This window comes from Flavobacterium eburneipallidum, from assembly GCF_027111355.2.
Taxonomy (GTDB): Bacteria; Bacteroidota; Bacteroidia; order Flavobacteriales; family Flavobacteriaceae; genus Flavobacterium; species Flavobacterium eburneipallidum.
This window is the reverse complement of the sequence record NZ_CP114291.2, coordinates 1,185,736-1,202,308: the sequence shown is the minus strand read 5'-3', so window position 1 is coordinate 1,202,308 and position 16,573 is coordinate 1,185,736. Positions and strand designations below refer to the sequence as shown.

The following is a 16,573-nucleotide window of genomic DNA, read 5'->3' as shown; positions in this document are numbered from 1 at the left end:
ATTTAATTTTATCTGTTAATCGCTTCAATTTTTAAAGTCCAGGCTTCTTTTGATGGTAAATTATTTCTCAAACTTTCCGGAATGATCACTTTAAATCCTTTGTCTAATTTAGTCCATTTTAAGGACGTTTTAGAACCTAACATGGTGATTTTTGTTCCTTTTTTTGGACTAATCGAATTCACAATCACTTCTGATGGAATGGTGTTTTCTCCTTCTTTAGCCAAATAAAACAAGAACACATTTCCTGCCTTATTTTGAGTCATACAAATATTATTTTCTTTGTATGGAGCAATAGGTTTAGTGTTGTAAATGGCGGTGTTGTTTACTTTCATCCAATCACCGTAAGCTGTCAATAAATCATAAGCACCTTGCTGCCATTCGCCATCAGGTCCCGGAGCTACGTTTAGCAACAAATTTCCACCTTTGGCAACCACATCAATCAACATGTGAATCCCTTGTCTTCCTGTTAAATATTTAGCATCGGGAGTGTAAGACCATCCTCCGCCTGAAGTGATACAAGATTCCCAAGGATAAGGCAAAGTTTTTTCTGGAACACGGTTTTCAGGAGTTAAGTAGTTTTGGTTTTTTCCGTGAACTGCTCTGTCAACTACAATTAATCCGGGTTGTTTTTGACGTGCTTTAACTACCAATTCATCCATTTTAATGTCTTGATCCACTACTCTGTGTTTGATAAATCCGTTTCCTGATTCGTTTTCAGCAAATTTTTCAGCAAATCCTTTCTTAACATCCTCTTTGCTGGTTTTAGCAACCCAGCCACCATCTAGCCATAAAATATCAATTTTACCGTAATCGGTCAATAATTCTAAAATTTGGTTATGTGTAAAATCAACATATTTTTTCCATTTATCCGGATATGCCGCTGGATCATAATTTACATTTCTGTCGAAAGGAGGAAAATAAGGATCCCAATAATTTTCGTTGTGCCAGTCAGGTTTAGAAAAATAAGCTCCAGTAGAAATATTTTCTTTTCTAAAAGCATTAAAAACTTCTTTTGCAATATTTGCTTTTGGATTCGTACTAAAAGCGCAACCAGCATCGGTTACTTTATAATCCGAATATTTGGTATCGAACATATTAAATCCATCATGGTGTTTTGTGGTAAAAACCATGTATTTCATCCCGGCATTTTTAGCTGCTTTTGCCCATTTTTCAGGATTAAATTTAGTAGGATTGAAGTTTTTTTTCAATCCTTCATAATCTTTTACATATTGATTATAATTGGCTGGATTGCTTCCTTTTTTGCGTTCGCACCATCCATAATCTTCAGGGCAGATAGACCAAGATTCTACAATTCCCCATTCACTGTAAGTTCCCCAGTGCATCAGTAAACCAAACTTTTTGCCCTGCCATTCGTCCAAATTCTTTAGTACTAATGGATCTGTTTCTGGCACATATCTTTCGTCTTCATAAATGGCTTGTGAAAACATTTGTACCGAAAATAATAGGGCTATGATTGCTATACTTTTTTTCATTCTTTCTGTTTTTAATTATTCAATCTGTTATTAGTTTGTATCTCTATTTAACTTTTCAAGTATCGGTTGATCTGTAAAAATTAATTCTGTCTGGGAATTTTCATTAAGCTGTTCCAATACAACAAACTTATTCTCGCCCGCTTTCAACCAGCAGCCTGGTACATACAGCGTTTGCTGCGGTCCTACTTTCCAGTAGCGACCAAGATTGTGGCCGTTAACAAATACAATTCCCTTTCCCCAATTAGTCATATCAAGAAAAGTGTCGGCTGGCTTCTCTATGTTTACAATAGATTCATATAAAACTGGGCGTCCCGATTTTATCGTTTCATTTTTAATAGCCGGCACTTCATTCATCGGCATTTTATACATTTCCCATCCACCACTAATTTCATATTCATTAATGAATACTGGAGCAATAATACCTTTAGTATTATGTACTATTTCGGCTCCGTAATTAATACGTCCCATGTTTTCAACCAGAATTTCTAAAATACCGTTAAAAGGAATAGAAAGGGTCAACTCGTAATTTTTGAAAACTCTATTCAATTCCCCCACCTTAACTCCATTTACATAAACAGTAGCAAAGTCTCTCAATCCCTCAATTTTTAATTTGCCAGAAGAAATTGGTTGCGTAAATCTTTTTCGATACAAAACATATCCATTTCCCTGACCTAACTTTTCAAATGTTAAGGGTTGGTCATTTACAACTGCTTTTTCTTTTTTTATCCAACTTAAAACATCCATACTGGATTTGATACCCTGATTAGGATATTTTGTAACCGGTATTTTCTCTGGAATCGCCGGTAATTTTGTTTTGGAGTACTTTTGCATGACTTCACGAATAGCCATGAATTTTGGTGTTGCCCAACCTGCTTCGCTGATAGGCGCATCATAATCATAGCTTGTAATATCAGGCTGAATATCACTTTCTTCATTATAATTTGCCCCAGAGGTAAATCCAAAATTAGTACCGCCATGTGCCATATAATAATTAAAAGAAACCCCTGCATCAAGGTATTTTTTGGTTTGACTTGCAATTTCCTCAGATCCAATTTTAACAAATGGTTCTGCCCAATGATCCAACCAACCGGAATAAAACTCTGCCACCATGTAAGGCCCTTGTCCTTTATGGAATTTATCAACCTGCTTCTTTAAATTCTCTATATTTGATTCTCCATTTGCAGTCGGTAACACGCCTTCAACAGCACCGCCTTCAAACAGCCAGGTACCGTCAGAAGTAAAAAAAGGCTCTGGAAAACCAGTTTCTTTAAGCATATTGTAAATGGCTGTTTTGTAAGCTTTATGATCCTCAGCACTGATATCGGTTCTTTGAGAAACATACGAACCAAATTCATTTTCAGCCTGAACCATAATAATTGGCCCTCCCTGGTTTGCAAAATTTCCTTTTACCACTGCATACAAATTTTGCAGATACGTTTTACACGCTTCTAAAAATGCTTTGTTATTGGTACGAATTACTAAATCTGGATTATTTTGCAACCACCAAGGATATCCTCCAAATTCCCATTCCCCACATGCATACGGACCTGGCCTAAGAATCACATATAATCCTTCACTTTTAGCAATACGTAAAAACTCAGCCAAATCTTTATTACCGGTTTTAAAATCCCATACACCTGGCTCAATTTCGTGATAATTCCAAAACACATAAGTTGCCACAGTATTCATTCCCATAGCTTTAAGCATTTGCAATCGATGTCTCCAATATTCTTTAGGAATACGCTCATAGTGCATTTCTCCTGAATGGATTTTTATAATTTTCCCATCTTGATGAAATTCTCCATTAGATATAGAAAATCCTTTTGTTTGTGCCGTATTAAAAAACGGCATCAGGCAAATCAATAATACTCCGAGCTTAAATAATATCTTATTCATTTTCTTCCAGATTATATTCTTATTAATCAACTAAAATTTCGTCAAAAAACAGAAAAGAACTTTCTCCTTTTGGACTTTTCTTTAAATTAGTCGCAATTACTTTTACAAATCTCGCATTGGTTTTTTCGAAACTAATTTTAAAATCTTTCAATTCTGAATTCGAATTAATAGCAAACGGACGAATTATTTTCCCAACTTCTTTATACGTTTTTCCATCGGTAGAAACAAAAGCTTTTATTTCGGTTGGAAAATAAATCCCCGAACCTTGATTTTCTAAAGCCCCTAAAGTTACCTGATGAATGGATTGGTTTTTCTCTAAATCAATAACTACTTCCATATCATCCACCAGCCAGGCTTGCCATTGTCCGTCATGAAAATTTTTGCTTCCTCTAATAATATTAACTAAACCCAGTGGACCATCCGCTTTGTAGTTTTCATGATACGGATTTTTAAAAGTCAATTTATTACCTACCGCTTTATGAAATTGAATGCTATCCGTAAAAACTTTACCTACTGGTTTATCTTCTTTAAACAAAGAAGCTTTTAAAATAGTTGTTCCTTGAATTGTAATAGAATCGGTGTATTTTATGGCTTGATTGTCTAAATTTTTATTGTCTAAAACATAGCGAATATCTGCATTTGGAAATTCATTTTTCAAAGCTACTTTTACCTGTTTTTTATCCAAATGAGCCTTTGAAGCAGCAGATACCAAATAAGCGCTTTTAGAATAATTGATTCCCAAATAATCAAAACGTGCTAATAAAGAAGGTAATCTGGTGGTAAAATCATTCCAGTTTCGGGCTTCTTTGGGACTCCATAAAACCTCTGCCATAGCTCCTAATCTTGGAAAAATCATGTATTCTGATTCTTGTGTACTCTCAATATATTCAGCCCATAAATTAGCCTGAGCACCTAAAATATGCTTGGCTTGTTCTGGTGTCATTTCGTCCACTACAGGATCAAAATGATATACTTTAGTCAGTGGAATAAATCCTCCAAAAGCCAAAGGTTCTTCATTTTGCGGCCCTTGATAGATGTTAAAATAACAATGTGATTCTGGTGTCATAATTACATCGTGACGTTGTTTAGAAGCTTCAATTCCGCCTTCAGTTCCTCTCCAGCTCATTACTGTGGCATCAGGAGCTAATCCGCCTTCTAAAATTTCGTCCCATCCAATTACTTTTTTACCTTTCGAATTGATGTATTTCTCCATTCGTTTTACAAAATAACTCTGTAATTCATGTACATTTTTCAAACCTTCCTCCTGCATTCTTTTTTGACAATGCGGGCAGGTTTCCCAATTGGTTTTAGTTGCTTCATCTCCACCAATGTGAATGTATTTTGAAGGAAAAATTGCAATCACCTCGTCAATTACATCTTCTAAAAATTCAAAAGTATTCTCTTTTCCTGCACAATAAATATCCGTAATAGGCCAAACTCCACCGGATGGCACACCTATTTTTTGATTGAAACAAGCCAATTCGGGATAAGCCGCAATAGCACTGCTCACGTGTGCTGGCATTTCGATTTCTGGAATAACTTGGATGTTTTTAGCTGCGGCGTATTTTACAATTTCTTTTAATTCTTCTTGGGTTAAAAATCCGCCATAAGTTCCTTTTTCATTTGGATCAACTGTTAAACGGGCATTCCAAATCACATTCTCCTGATTGACTCTCCAGGCACCAATTTCTGTTAGTTTTGGGTATTTTTTAATTTCAATTCGCCAGCCCTGATCGTCAACTAAATGCAAATGCAATACATTCATTTTTAGCATTGCCAATCGGTCAATTGTTTGAATTACATAATTTTTATCAAAAAAATGACGCGATAAATCCAGCATCAAACCTCTCCATTGAAAACGAGGTTCATCTTTAATACTAACATTCGGAATAACCCAATTGACATTAGCCACTTGATTTTTACTTTCGATAGCTGTGGGTAATAATTGTCTAATAGTTTCCAGTCCGTAAATCAAACCCGCATTTTCTTTGGCAGTAATTACAATACTTTTAGAAGTTACTTCTAATAGGTACGCCTCCCGATTCAGGTTTTTATCTATTTTGAATTCGATGTAATTGCTCTTTGGCTTTTTATTCGAAAATTCAGGTTGCCATCCCGTTGCGGCTTTAAATTTGCTCATCAAAGCAGTTGCAATCTCTTTTTGAGCAGCATTGCTTGCAATAATTTTAGTATCCTTTGAAAACTGAAAAACGCCTTCTTTAACCTCAATATTAGCGGGTTTTGGAATTATTGTAATGTCTTTTTGCGCAAAAACAGCACTTGAAACAAGAATGAAAAGCGCTAATAGGGTTGTTTTAATTATTCTCATAAATTATTATTTTAAAGAAGGTGTTATTTTAAATTGATACTGAATGCATTCTTTATTTATCCCAGGACATTTTAAATTTTGCATCTTCCATTCTGTTTCCTTTTTCGTCATCGCAAATGGCATAGTTGAAACCAGAGCGTAAACTATATCCTGCATGTTCCCCATTTTTATTCAAAGCAATAAATCCCACTTGTAAATATTCCATGTCTTTATGGTTTTTATGTTTGTTGTAAATACGTTCAGTGATTTCTTTACAAGCTTCGAATGGTGATTTTCCCTGACGCATTAATTCCACTACCATCGCACTTCCAGCTGTTCTGATTACGGCTTCTCCTAATCCTGTTGCCGCAGCTGCACCCACTTCATTATCCAGAAAAAGTCCTGCGCCAATAATGGGAGAATCTCCAACACGACCATGCATTTTCCAGGCTGCTCCACTTGTAGTACAGCCTCCTGAAAGATTTCCATTTTCATCAATCATCAGCATACTAATGGTATCGTGATTTTCGATATTGATAACAGGTTTGTATTTGGATTCTTCTAACCATTTTTTCCAGTCTTTCTCGGATTCTGGGGTCAGTAAATTTTCTTCTTTAAATCCTTCTGAAAGTGCAAACTGTAATGCGCCTTGCCCGGATAACATAACGTGTGGCGTATTCTCTAAAACTCTTTTCGCTACCGAAATAGGATGCATAATTCCTTGCAAAAAAGAAACAGATCCGCAATTGCTGTTGTGATCCATAATGCAGGCGTCTAATGTTACCTTTCCTTCGCGATCAGGATATCCTCCGTAACCCACACTACGAACATTGGGATCGGCTTCAGGAATTTTCATTCCGGCTTCTATTGCATCCAGAGCTGGTTTTCCTGCTTTTAATTGTTTCCAGGTTTCTGCATTAGCAGGCAAACCATGATTCCAGGTAGAGATCACCACCGGTTTTTTTACTTTTTTAACAGGCTCTTTTTTTACTTCTTCGGTATTTTGAGCCACTCCCTGTAATCCAAACAATGAGCTTACAGCGAATGTTCCTAATGTAGTTTTTTTGATAAAATCTCTTCTGTTTGACATGGCTTTGATTCTTTTATTTCAAACTTGCTTTGGTTGCTGCAATCACTTTTAAATAGGCATCAGAAATGGCTGGACCATCAAAAAACGTAACTCCTGCTGCACCGTTTTCTTTCGCTAACAAAATCGTTTTTCTCAATTCATCTTCACTTTCTACTCCTGGAACATAAATTCCTGTGTTTAATTTGGTTTGTTTTCCTTTTAAATCAGTAACTCCTTGTTGGGTAGCAAAACCTATCCAATTCATTCCTTCATTATAAAAGTTATGATAAATCATCGGATACACTTCATCAATAATCCATTTGTCCCAACGTTGACGCACCATGTGATCGGCCATTTCTGGAAAAGGAAATACCGCTGCTGTTAATTTTTTTCCGTGTTTGTGTGCAATTTCATAGGCATGATCCACCACATTCTTAATTTGATTCAAACGAAATTGTTTCCATTCCATATCTATTTCAGGATGTTCCAGTTTTCTTGGATCTCTGCCAAATTCCTTCATAAAAGCATTTACGCTGGCATCTGAATAATCAAAATCGTAATCGGGTAACTCGGTGTTTTGTACCAAATTGTATTTCGGTAATAATCCAACTGGTAAAAACACATCGGGATAACGGATGTAGTCTAAATGCACACTTTCGATGCCTTTTACTTTTGCTAAACCTTCCAGTAAATCATAAATGTGCTGGCGAGCTTCGGGATGACTTGGTGACAACCATTGGTAATAATCTACATAAGGACGATCGTCAAAACAAGATTTTCCACTTCGGCTAACCATATACCAATCTGGATGTTGTAAAGCCACAGTATCTCCCGGACGATTCATAGTCATAATCCAGGCGTGTACTTTTAAACCTTCTTTGGCAGCTATTGGAACTAATCTTTTTAAAAGTTCGGGACTTGTGCTGGTATTAATCAACACTTCATCAATTCCTGCGTTTTTATATTTTTTAAATTCTTCGGTATAAGATTCGTTCGTTCTTTTAGCATCGGCGGTAATCCATACTCCAAATTTGAATTCGGTTTTAGTTTCCCCCTTTTGAATGCTATTCTTTTCGAAATCCCGAATATTAAAGGACACTAAAAAATATCCAATTATGAGTAGTGTGATATATTTCATAGCTCTGAAATTTATTTTTTGGCGGTCATAGTTTCATACAGCTTGTTCAATAACTCTTGCTTGTTGTCTAAACTGTATTCCCAAAACATAGCACCGCCTAGTTTTTTTTGTTTGATAAATGCTGATTTTAAGGCAATTTCTCTTGGCGTTTCATAAGAAATAAAAATCTTGTCCTGCGCATTCCATAAATAGGAAGCTTTTGCCGAATCATCATATAATTCCTGAAATTTTCCTGATTTCATATCGGCTGCAATTTCCCAGGATGCTACAATAGCGCTTCCTGTTTGAGCAGATTGGTATAAACCATTATTTGTTGGCACAACTTTCTCCCATTTTCTGCCATAAAAAGGAATTCCTAAAATAAGTTTGTTTGCGGGAACTCCTGCTTTTAAAAATAAATCCACCGATTGACTACTACTGTTTCCTCCAAATTTTTCTTCTTTGGATGGATATAAATTAGCATGATGTCCGGTTTGAAAAAACCAACCGTTATAAAAATCGTAACACATTAGGTTTATAAAATCAAGATACTGATGCGCCTTTTTTAAATCGGTGTGATTGAGATATTCCTGATCAGCTCCTGCGGCGATGGTTAGTAAATAATGGATATTATCTGCTTTAGTTTGAATTTCTAATTGATTGCGTAATTCAGCCAACAACAAAGTAAAATTTTCTTTATCCGAAGGTCTAAAAACATTATCCTCTGCACGTTGTCCTGGAAATTCCCAGTCGATATCAATGCCGTCAAAACCGTATGATATCATTAATTTCACAGCACTTTTAGCAAATTTTTCTCTGGATTCAGCATAAGCCGCAATATTCGAAAATTGGTCTGACCAAACCCAGCCACCAATAGAGTACAAAACTTTTAAATCAGAATTTTGCTTTTTCAGCCCTATTACGCTTTCGATTTTTGCTTTATCGGTAGCCAACTCAAATTGTACATTCCCATCAACAATATTGGCAAATGCATAATTAATGTGTGTCAATTTAGTGGCATCTACTTTTGCTGGATCAAATTTTTCGTAACCAGCAACATATCCAATTATTTTAAAATCGTCTTTCGATTGATTTTCTTTTTTTCCCAATGAAGCACAAGCCAGAAATAAGCTAGCCATTAGGATTAAAAAAACGGATTTGGTTGCTGTATTGTGCTGTTTCAATTGAATCATTGGTATAAATTGGTATTAATAATTTGTCTAATTGTATTACTTTAAAAACCGACCGTCTTCTTTAATAGTCACTATTTTATTGGAAAAAGGACTCTTTATGGAAATAGTATATCCTGCTTTGTAATTTTCTAAAACGGGTTTTATTATTTTTCCATCAACAACAATCGAGGATTTATTCAGTAATTCTAATGATTTAGCCCAAGTATTGTTTTTTTGATAATATCTTTTTTGTGCACGATACAGTGTGTACAATTCCCATTTTACTTTTTCATCTTGTGGAATGGTAAATTTATCTTTTCCTTCTTTCGAAGAAAAATAAACATAACCCCATTTTTCAGGTTCGTGCATGTTGATTACCCCTTGCGGAGACCAAACCCAATTGTATTCAGGCAAAAATTTTCCTGAAGTGTCTTTCTTTCTTTCGTATTTGCCATTGATAATATCATGTTGCCAATTGACTCTCGAGAAATTCACTCTCCAAAAATTATCTCTCGGTACATTGTCCTCTCCGTACGATTTTTGATACGCAGCCCACGGAATCGCAATTTCCAGCATCCAGCCTTCATCGGTATCGTTTGGATTATTTAAAGTGCCGCTTATCTTAACCGCCGATTGCAACCCTGTAATATTCCAATCGTTTAAAACCACAAGATCATTTTCTCTGTAAGGTTTTGATAAAAATAAATCCCAGGCGGTATTTAAGGCGTTGATTTCTAATTCGTAATAATTAAAAGTATCGCCATCTGGATCGATAAAAACTTCAAAATCGTTATTGTAAAAAATAATAGTATCGCGCTGTTTTAAGTTTGCCCAAACATGTGGTTCCTGCATTTTAGCCAAAATGTAATAATTGGTCTCATCCCAAAGCATTTTTACTTGTGTATTGTACTTTGGTTTTTGTACGCCTTCGATATCGATAAAAGCATCAGACCAATCTACTTTAGACCAGGAAGCATCCGAATCGTCTCCATCTATAACAATTTTATCTGCTGTTTTATAAGCCACATAGGTTTTTGGCACCATTCCTTTTTTGGATTGGGCAAAACCAATTACAGAAATTAATCCGAATACAAGGGCTAAATATTTCATTTTTACAAGCATACTTTTTCTATAAACTGTTCTCTTTTGTAAATTGGATCACTTCACTTAATTTTCCAAAAGCAATTGCTACCGCTGTATCTGCTGCACCGTAATATACGGCTAATTTATCTTCTTTTGCATCATGCAAAGCGGCACACGGAAAAACTACATTTGGAACATCTCCTACCATTTCATAAATTTCTGCTGGTCCTAATAAATACGGCTGTGTTCTGTATTTAACCTGGTCTGGTGAATCAACATCTAAAAGTGCTGACCCCATGGCGTAACGAAAACCATTACAAGTGTTAATTACACCGTGATAAATCATCAGCCAGCCTTCATCGGTAAGAATTGGAATTGGGCCTGCTCCTACTTTGGTACACTGCCAGGCACTTTGTTCAAAAGGACTTGGTTTCATAACCAAACGATGTTCGCCCCAGTATTTCATATCCGGACTGTAACTAATCCAAATATCTCCAAAAGGTGTATGTCCGTTATCACTTGGACGGCTTAACATGGCATATTTTCCGTTTATTTTTTGTGGAAACAAAACACCATTTCTATTGAAAGGTAAAAAAGCATTTTCGCATTGAAAAAATTCTACGAAATCGAAAGTGTATCCAATACCAATTGTTGGTCCGTTGTAGCCATTACACCAGGTTATCCAATAACGATCTTCGATAAAAACTACACGAGGATCATATTTATAAGCTGATTCAATCATTTCAGTATTTCCAGATTGCATTACAATGGGTTCGTGATTGATCTCCCAATTGATTCCATCTTTACTAAAACCAGCAAAAATATTCATTTGAACCGCTTTGTTATCACATCTAAAAACACCTGCAAATCCGTCTTTAAAAGGAACAACTGCACTATTAAAAATACTATTTGATGATGGTATTGCGTATCTGTCAATAATTGGATTTTCAGAATATCTCCACATTACATCGTTACTGTTTTCGGGTCTATCTTGCCAAGGAATTGTACTCATTATTTTTTTGTTTAATCGTTTATTTTTTTAATCTTTCAATCTTTAAATTTTTCAATCTATTATAGACTAATCTTCTATTCTTCGAACTTTATCCAGCCAGGTAAATTTTAATATTGTAGTCGTTACTAAAAACACAATTAAGGCTGCTGTTGCTTTTGGATAATCTCTGATGATGAAAAATATCGGAAGCAAAATCATACTGGACTGCCACACAATTCCGATCACGCAATTGAGCATATCTTTCCAGAAATCATTGTTTTTTTCGAAAGACTGATCTTCTATTTTTAAAGTTTTATACACGGGATTCCACCAACCCCAAGGTCTTACATTTTTGTAAAAAGATCTTAACACTTCCATGTCTGTTGGTTTGCTTAAAAAAGTTCCTAAAAGACAACCCAAAATAGAGAAACCGAATATTATTGGAAATAAATAAATGGCTTGTACTTGTGCTAAATCGTATAAAAATGAACCTTCAGACAAACTCCCTTTGGCCTGACCTAAAGCAAATTGCAAAGAAGCTACGACCAATCCAGCGAACATTCCCCAGAAATAGCCCCAGCCGTTAAAACGCCACCAAATCCATTTCAGGAAATTGGCCGCTACATAACCTCCATATAAAGCACTCGTAATCCAAAGTGTTAGCGAATTAATAGAATCAGCAAAGAATCCCATAAAAACGCCTAAACCCACTACAAGGAAAGAAGAAATCTGACTTACCTTAATGTAATGCTCATTTGTAGCAACGGGTTTAAAATATTTTTTATAAATATCATTTACAATATAAGCCGGCCCTGCATTTACGAATGCGGAGAATCCAGACATAAAAGCCGCTAATAAACCTGCTAACAGAATTCCTTTGATTCCAACAGGAATATATAAATTAACTACTTTAGGCATTAATAATTCTAAATCGGCTCCGGTTAATCCAGTATTGGCATTCAATTCGGGTGCTAGATTTACTAACGCAATGACTACGATTCCGGTGATTAATAAATACCTTGGAATAAATAAAATCAGGTTGGTAAAACCGCTCATATAAGCTGCTTCTTTTACTGATTTTGTCGAAAGGATTCGTTGTAAATCGTAACTCGGTGTTGGTCCAGCAATACTGGCAAAAAATCCTTTGAATAAAGTCATTCCAATAAAAGCACCAAACATTTTATATCCTTCTGAATCTATTAAATTATTGAAGGTTTGGAATTTATCACTCCACTGGGTTTCAAATTGCCAGCCAAAGAAAACATTTTTCCATTCTTCGGTAATAACCGAATTGATCTGAATATCAGTATAATTGATAAAGGCATAACCCGCAATTAAAACTCCAGCAACAATCATGATTAAATATTGAACAACTTCGGTGGCTACTACCGAAAACATTCCGCCTTTTACGGTATAAATTGTGGTTAAAAGAATAATGATTAAAGCATAAGAACGCTCAGATGTCAGCAAAATTAAATCGCCGGAAAAAAGCGTTAAATCCCAAGGGAGAATAATAGTTACGAATTTTCCAATTCCTTCAAAAAAGTAAGCGATAAATCCAATAGTAGAAATAATGGCAAAAATGGCAACAATAATATGTGATGCTTTACCGGCCCGGTCACTTCCAAAACGGGTTAAAATCCATTCCGAACCGGTCATTACTTTTGACCTTCTAATCCAGACAGCAAGGAACATCATGACAAAAATCTGATTCCATATTGGCCAAAGCCACATGAACATAAAACTTTTTACTCCGTACAAAAACAATACTCCAATCATCCAAGAAGTTCCCGAAACATCAAACATTCCCGAGCCATTGCTCAAGCCTAAAAAATACCATTTGATTGTTTTTCCACCAAGGAAATAGTCATCCAAACCTTTTGATGCTTTTCTTGAAATCCAAATTCCTATTCCTACCGAGAGTAGAATATATGCTACTATGATTGATACGTCGATAATGTCCATTAATCTTATTTATTAGTTAGTTATTTTTTAATCCCCAGTTTTTATTTGGTTCCGATCCCATAACAAAATGAAGCGTTCCGCCTTGCAAAAGTTGTTGGTGTGAGATTGCTGTTTTATTAAAAGGAACGCCATTAAGGGTTGCTGACTGAATGTAAAAATTCTTGTTGGAAACATTTTCTGCCTCAATCACAAAAGTTTTTCCTCCCTGAAGTTGAATGGTTGTTTTTTCGAAAATAGGACTTCCTATTTCGTATTCGCCAGAAGCAGGATTCATAGGATACAATCCCAAAGAACTAAAAATATACCAGGCTGACATTTGTCCGCAATCCTCATTTCCACTTAAACCATTTGGTGTTGTATTGTATTGGGTATCTAAAATATGACGTGCCCAATATTGCGTTCTCCAAGGCTGATCAGCATGATTGAACATATAAGCAATATGATGACTTGGCTCGTTTCCGTGTGCATATTGCCCAATTAATCCTGAAATATCTGCCGAAACATTATTTCCTGTAATTTCTGAACTTTCGGTAAACAACTGTTCTAAACGTTTTGCAAAAACTTCTTTACTTCCATGAAGCGAAATAAATTCATCTACATTATGGGGCACAAACCAGCTGTGTTGCCAGGCATTTCCTTCGGTATAATCGGTGTGTTCTCTATGATTCGAATGTTTGGGATCAAAAGGTTCGTTCCATGATTTTCCGTCTGCTGATTTTCCGCGCATGAATCCTGTTTTCGAATCAAATAAATGCTGATAGGCTTTAGAACGATTTAGAAAAAACTGATAATCGGCTTCTTTGCCTAATGCTTTTGCCATTTGCGCTACACACCAGTCATCATAAGCATATTCTAAAGTTATAGTAACCGATTCGTCTAATAAATTATACGGAATAAAACCGTATTGTTTGTAGAAATTCAAACCACGTTCGTCTTGCATCATCGTGGTTTTCATTGCCTGATATGCTTTTTCGGCATCAAAACCTTTAATTCCGTTTTTGTAAGCGTTTAAAATTACAGGAATCGAATGATAACCAGTCATGGTATTGGTTTCATTAGCATATAAAGTCCAAACGGGTAATATTTTTTTGGTTTCATAATATACCAACATTGAATTCACCATACCCGAAACTCTATCAGGAGCCAATAAAGTCAATAAAGGATTTTCGGCTCTAAAAGTATCCCAAAGCGACAAAGTAGAATAGGTCGTATTATTTTTATCGGTTACAATCTGATCATTTTCTTTTCTAAACTGACCATTTTTATCGCTATACGTTACAGGTGCTAATTGGGCATGATACATAGCGGTGTAAAAAATAGTTTTCAATGAATCTACAGGAGTTTCTACTTTTATAGTCGATAAAGCCGTATTCCAAGCTGTTGCTGCTGCTGATTTTACTTTTTCGAAATTAAAATTACTCTGGTCTAAATTGTCTTTGGCATTAGCCACACTCACAGATGACAAGGCTATTTTTACGCCTAATTCAGTAGTGTTTTTTTCGTCAAAAAATAACTGTGCGGCAGTTCGTTCTCCTTTTACGGCATTCGATTTTATTAATTTTCCATCGGCAGTCAAATCCTGTTTTGAAATAGGTTTTGAAAACTCGGCTACAAAATACACCTTCTGATTTTTTGCCCATCCTGTGCTAAAACGATAGCCGCTTATAGTAGTTTCATTTTCAATTGTAATTCCAGATTCAGTAGCCTTGTCCCAATTAATGGCAAAACCCAAATCAATAATTACAGATTGTTTGTCGTTTTTAGTGAAAGTATATTTATGAAAAGCGGTACGTTCAGACGAAGTTAATTCTAAATTAATTTTAGGATCGTTTAGAAATACCTGATAATATCCCGGACTTGCTTTTTCGTTGTCATGATTGTATCCAGATTTATAAGGAAGTGAATCACGAGAAGTTACTTTTAAAGTTAAATCTACTTGTTTATTGATAGGCATAAATAAAATATCAGCCAAATCGCCAATTCCCGTTCCGCTTAAATGCAATTGGCTAAAACCAGCAACAATAGAATCTGAATAATGGTAACCCGAACACCAGTCCCAACTAGAAATACCATTGTCCGGACTAGGCTGAAGCATTCCAAAAGGAACTGTGGCACCTGGATAAGTATGTCCGTGTCCTCCTGTTCCAATAAATGGGTCAACAAAATGTATTAAATCTTCATTGTTACTGTTAATTTTATCACTGTTTGATTTACAATTAGCGAGTAAGATTGCAGTAAAAACAACTAAAGCGATATTCTTCATAAGCGATATTCTTAATTTTAACATTAAATTTATATAAATTTGAGCGCTGTCGAAATAATTTTAGACGGATAACAAAAAAACAAAGCTAAACACCACAAAAAGGTACAAGAAACCTAAAAATCCCAACAATGATTTTCAACTCAAACAAGTTTCACAAAATTCCATTGCACTACCATATTATCTTTTGGTTAATTTACTTCGTATTTAATACTTTTAGATGGGGAAGTTATTTTAATGACTATTTGTATTCGTTAAAATCTAATTTATTAGGTTTTCCCATTCACATGACATTATGTTATTTGAATATTTTAGTGCTCATGCCTAATTTAGTCTATAAAAAAAGATATCTTACTTATGTTATAGTTTTATTAATTGCCTTGTTTAGTATGGTGTTAATAAAATTTAATCTTACCTATTTATTAATAAGCCGCAATGTATGGCCTGAAGGTCCGGAACATGTAGATAAATTATCGCTCAATTACACCATCGATATGATGATAGGCGAACTTTATGTGATTACTTTTGTAACGGCTATTAAAATTACTTTAGACTTTATCAAAGAACATAAACGTGTAACTGATTTGGAAAAATCAAATCTTGAAACCGAATTATTGTTTTTAAAGTCTCAAATTTCTCCTCACTTTTTCTTTAATACACTGAATAATATTTATTCGTTATCAGTTGAAAAATCGAATAAAACGCCTAAAATTATTCTGAAATTGTCGGAGCTAATGCGCTACATGCTTTATGAAACGCAGAGTAAGAAGCAAACATTGGAAAACGAAATTCTTTGTATCCAAAACTATCTGGATTTAGAACGAATCCGTCATGATGAAAGACTGGAAGTCAATATGTATATTTCTGGCGATATTCAGGATAAGGAAATTTCGCCAATGTTATTACTCACATTTATCGAAAATTCTTTCAAGCACGGTGTCAATAAAAATGTAGGACATGTTAAAATAGACATCAATTTTAAGATTAAAGAAGATTTTCTTTATTTTTCGGTTTCAAACCCAATGCCTACAATTACAAAGCATGTAGATAACTTTAACAAGTCAAGTGGTATAGGAATTGAAAATGTGAAAAAAAGACTCGAATTAGGGTATAACAAAAACGATTATAAGCTGTCAATTAAAAATAAAAACAATATTTTTGTAATAAAGCTTAAAATTAAAGTTTCCTGATAAACTTATTTTCTCCCTCCTTTTTACAA

11 protein-coding genes are annotated in these 16,573 nt (G+C 35.0%); 1 reads left to right on the top strand and 10 read right to left on the bottom strand.

Translation table 11 applies throughout. From position 1 onward, the window contains the following. Positions 1–8: 8 nt before the first annotated feature. From OZP15_RS04915 to OZP15_RS04870, 10 genes are all read right to left on the bottom strand, one after another. Positions 9–1,493 (bottom strand): alpha-L-fucosidase, encoded by a 1,485-nt coding sequence (locus tag OZP15_RS04915; RefSeq protein ID WP_281337179.1) that lies wholly within the window; start codon positions 1,491–1,493, stop codon positions 9–11. Positions 1,494–1,523: 30 nt separating this feature from the next. Then, positions 1,524–3,389: a glycoside hydrolase family 35 protein gene (locus OZP15_RS04910; protein ID WP_281337178.1), complete on the bottom strand. Its 1,866-nt coding sequence runs from the start codon at positions 3,387–3,389 to the stop codon at positions 1,524–1,526. A 22-nt stretch (positions 3,390–3,411) separates the two neighbouring features. After that, a complete protein-coding gene (locus tag OZP15_RS04905; protein WP_281337177.1) occupies positions 3,412–5,718 on the bottom strand; it encodes a glycoside hydrolase family 20 protein in 2,307 nt (768 codons plus the stop codon). Positions 5,719–5,770: 52 nt separating this feature from the next. Further along, positions 5,771–6,787 (bottom strand): isoaspartyl peptidase/L-asparaginase family protein, encoded by a 1,017-nt coding sequence (locus OZP15_RS04900; RefSeq protein WP_281337176.1) that lies wholly within the window; start codon positions 6,785–6,787, stop codon positions 5,771–5,773. 13 nt (positions 6,788–6,800) lie between these two features. After that, complete coding sequence (locus OZP15_RS04895; RefSeq protein ID WP_269227383.1) at positions 6,801–7,904, bottom strand: family 10 glycosylhydrolase; 1,104 nt, start codon at positions 7,902–7,904, stop codon at positions 6,801–6,803. Positions 7,905–7,915: 11 nt separating this feature from the next. Continuing rightward, positions 7,916–9,076 (bottom strand): glycoside hydrolase family 18 protein, encoded by a 1,161-nt coding sequence (locus tag OZP15_RS04890; protein ID WP_281337175.1) that lies wholly within the window; start codon positions 9,074–9,076, stop codon positions 7,916–7,918. Between the two features lie 36 nt (positions 9,077–9,112). Further along, positions 9,113–10,165 carry a carbohydrate-binding family 9-like protein gene (locus OZP15_RS04885; protein ID WP_349293292.1) on the bottom strand — a complete coding sequence of 351 codons (1,053 nt, stop codon included), beginning with the start codon at positions 10,163–10,165 and terminating at the stop codon, positions 9,113–9,115. A gap of 19 nt (positions 10,166–10,184) precedes the next feature. Next, positions 10,185–11,150 carry a glycoside hydrolase family 130 protein gene (locus OZP15_RS04880; protein ID WP_281337174.1) on the bottom strand — a complete coding sequence of 322 codons (966 nt, stop codon included), beginning with the start codon at positions 11,148–11,150 and terminating at the stop codon, positions 10,185–10,187. Between the two features lie 66 nt (positions 11,151–11,216). Further along, a complete protein-coding gene (locus OZP15_RS04875) occupies positions 11,217–13,094 on the bottom strand; it encodes a sodium:solute symporter family protein (protein ID WP_281337173.1) in 1,878 nt (625 codons plus the stop codon). Between the two features lie 16 nt (positions 13,095–13,110). After that, positions 13,111–15,357, bottom strand: a complete 2,247-nt coding sequence (locus tag OZP15_RS04870; RefSeq protein ID WP_281337172.1) for a GH92 family glycosyl hydrolase — start codon at positions 15,355–15,357, stop codon at positions 13,111–13,113. Between the two features lie 128 nt (positions 15,358–15,485). Between OZP15_RS04870 and OZP15_RS04865 the strand changes: the two genes are divergently transcribed. After that, positions 15,486–16,544 carry a sensor histidine kinase gene (locus OZP15_RS04865; protein ID WP_281337171.1) on the top strand — a complete coding sequence of 353 codons (1,059 nt, stop codon included), beginning with the start codon at positions 15,486–15,488 and terminating at the stop codon, positions 16,542–16,544. Positions 16,545–16,573 lie beyond the last annotated feature (29 nt).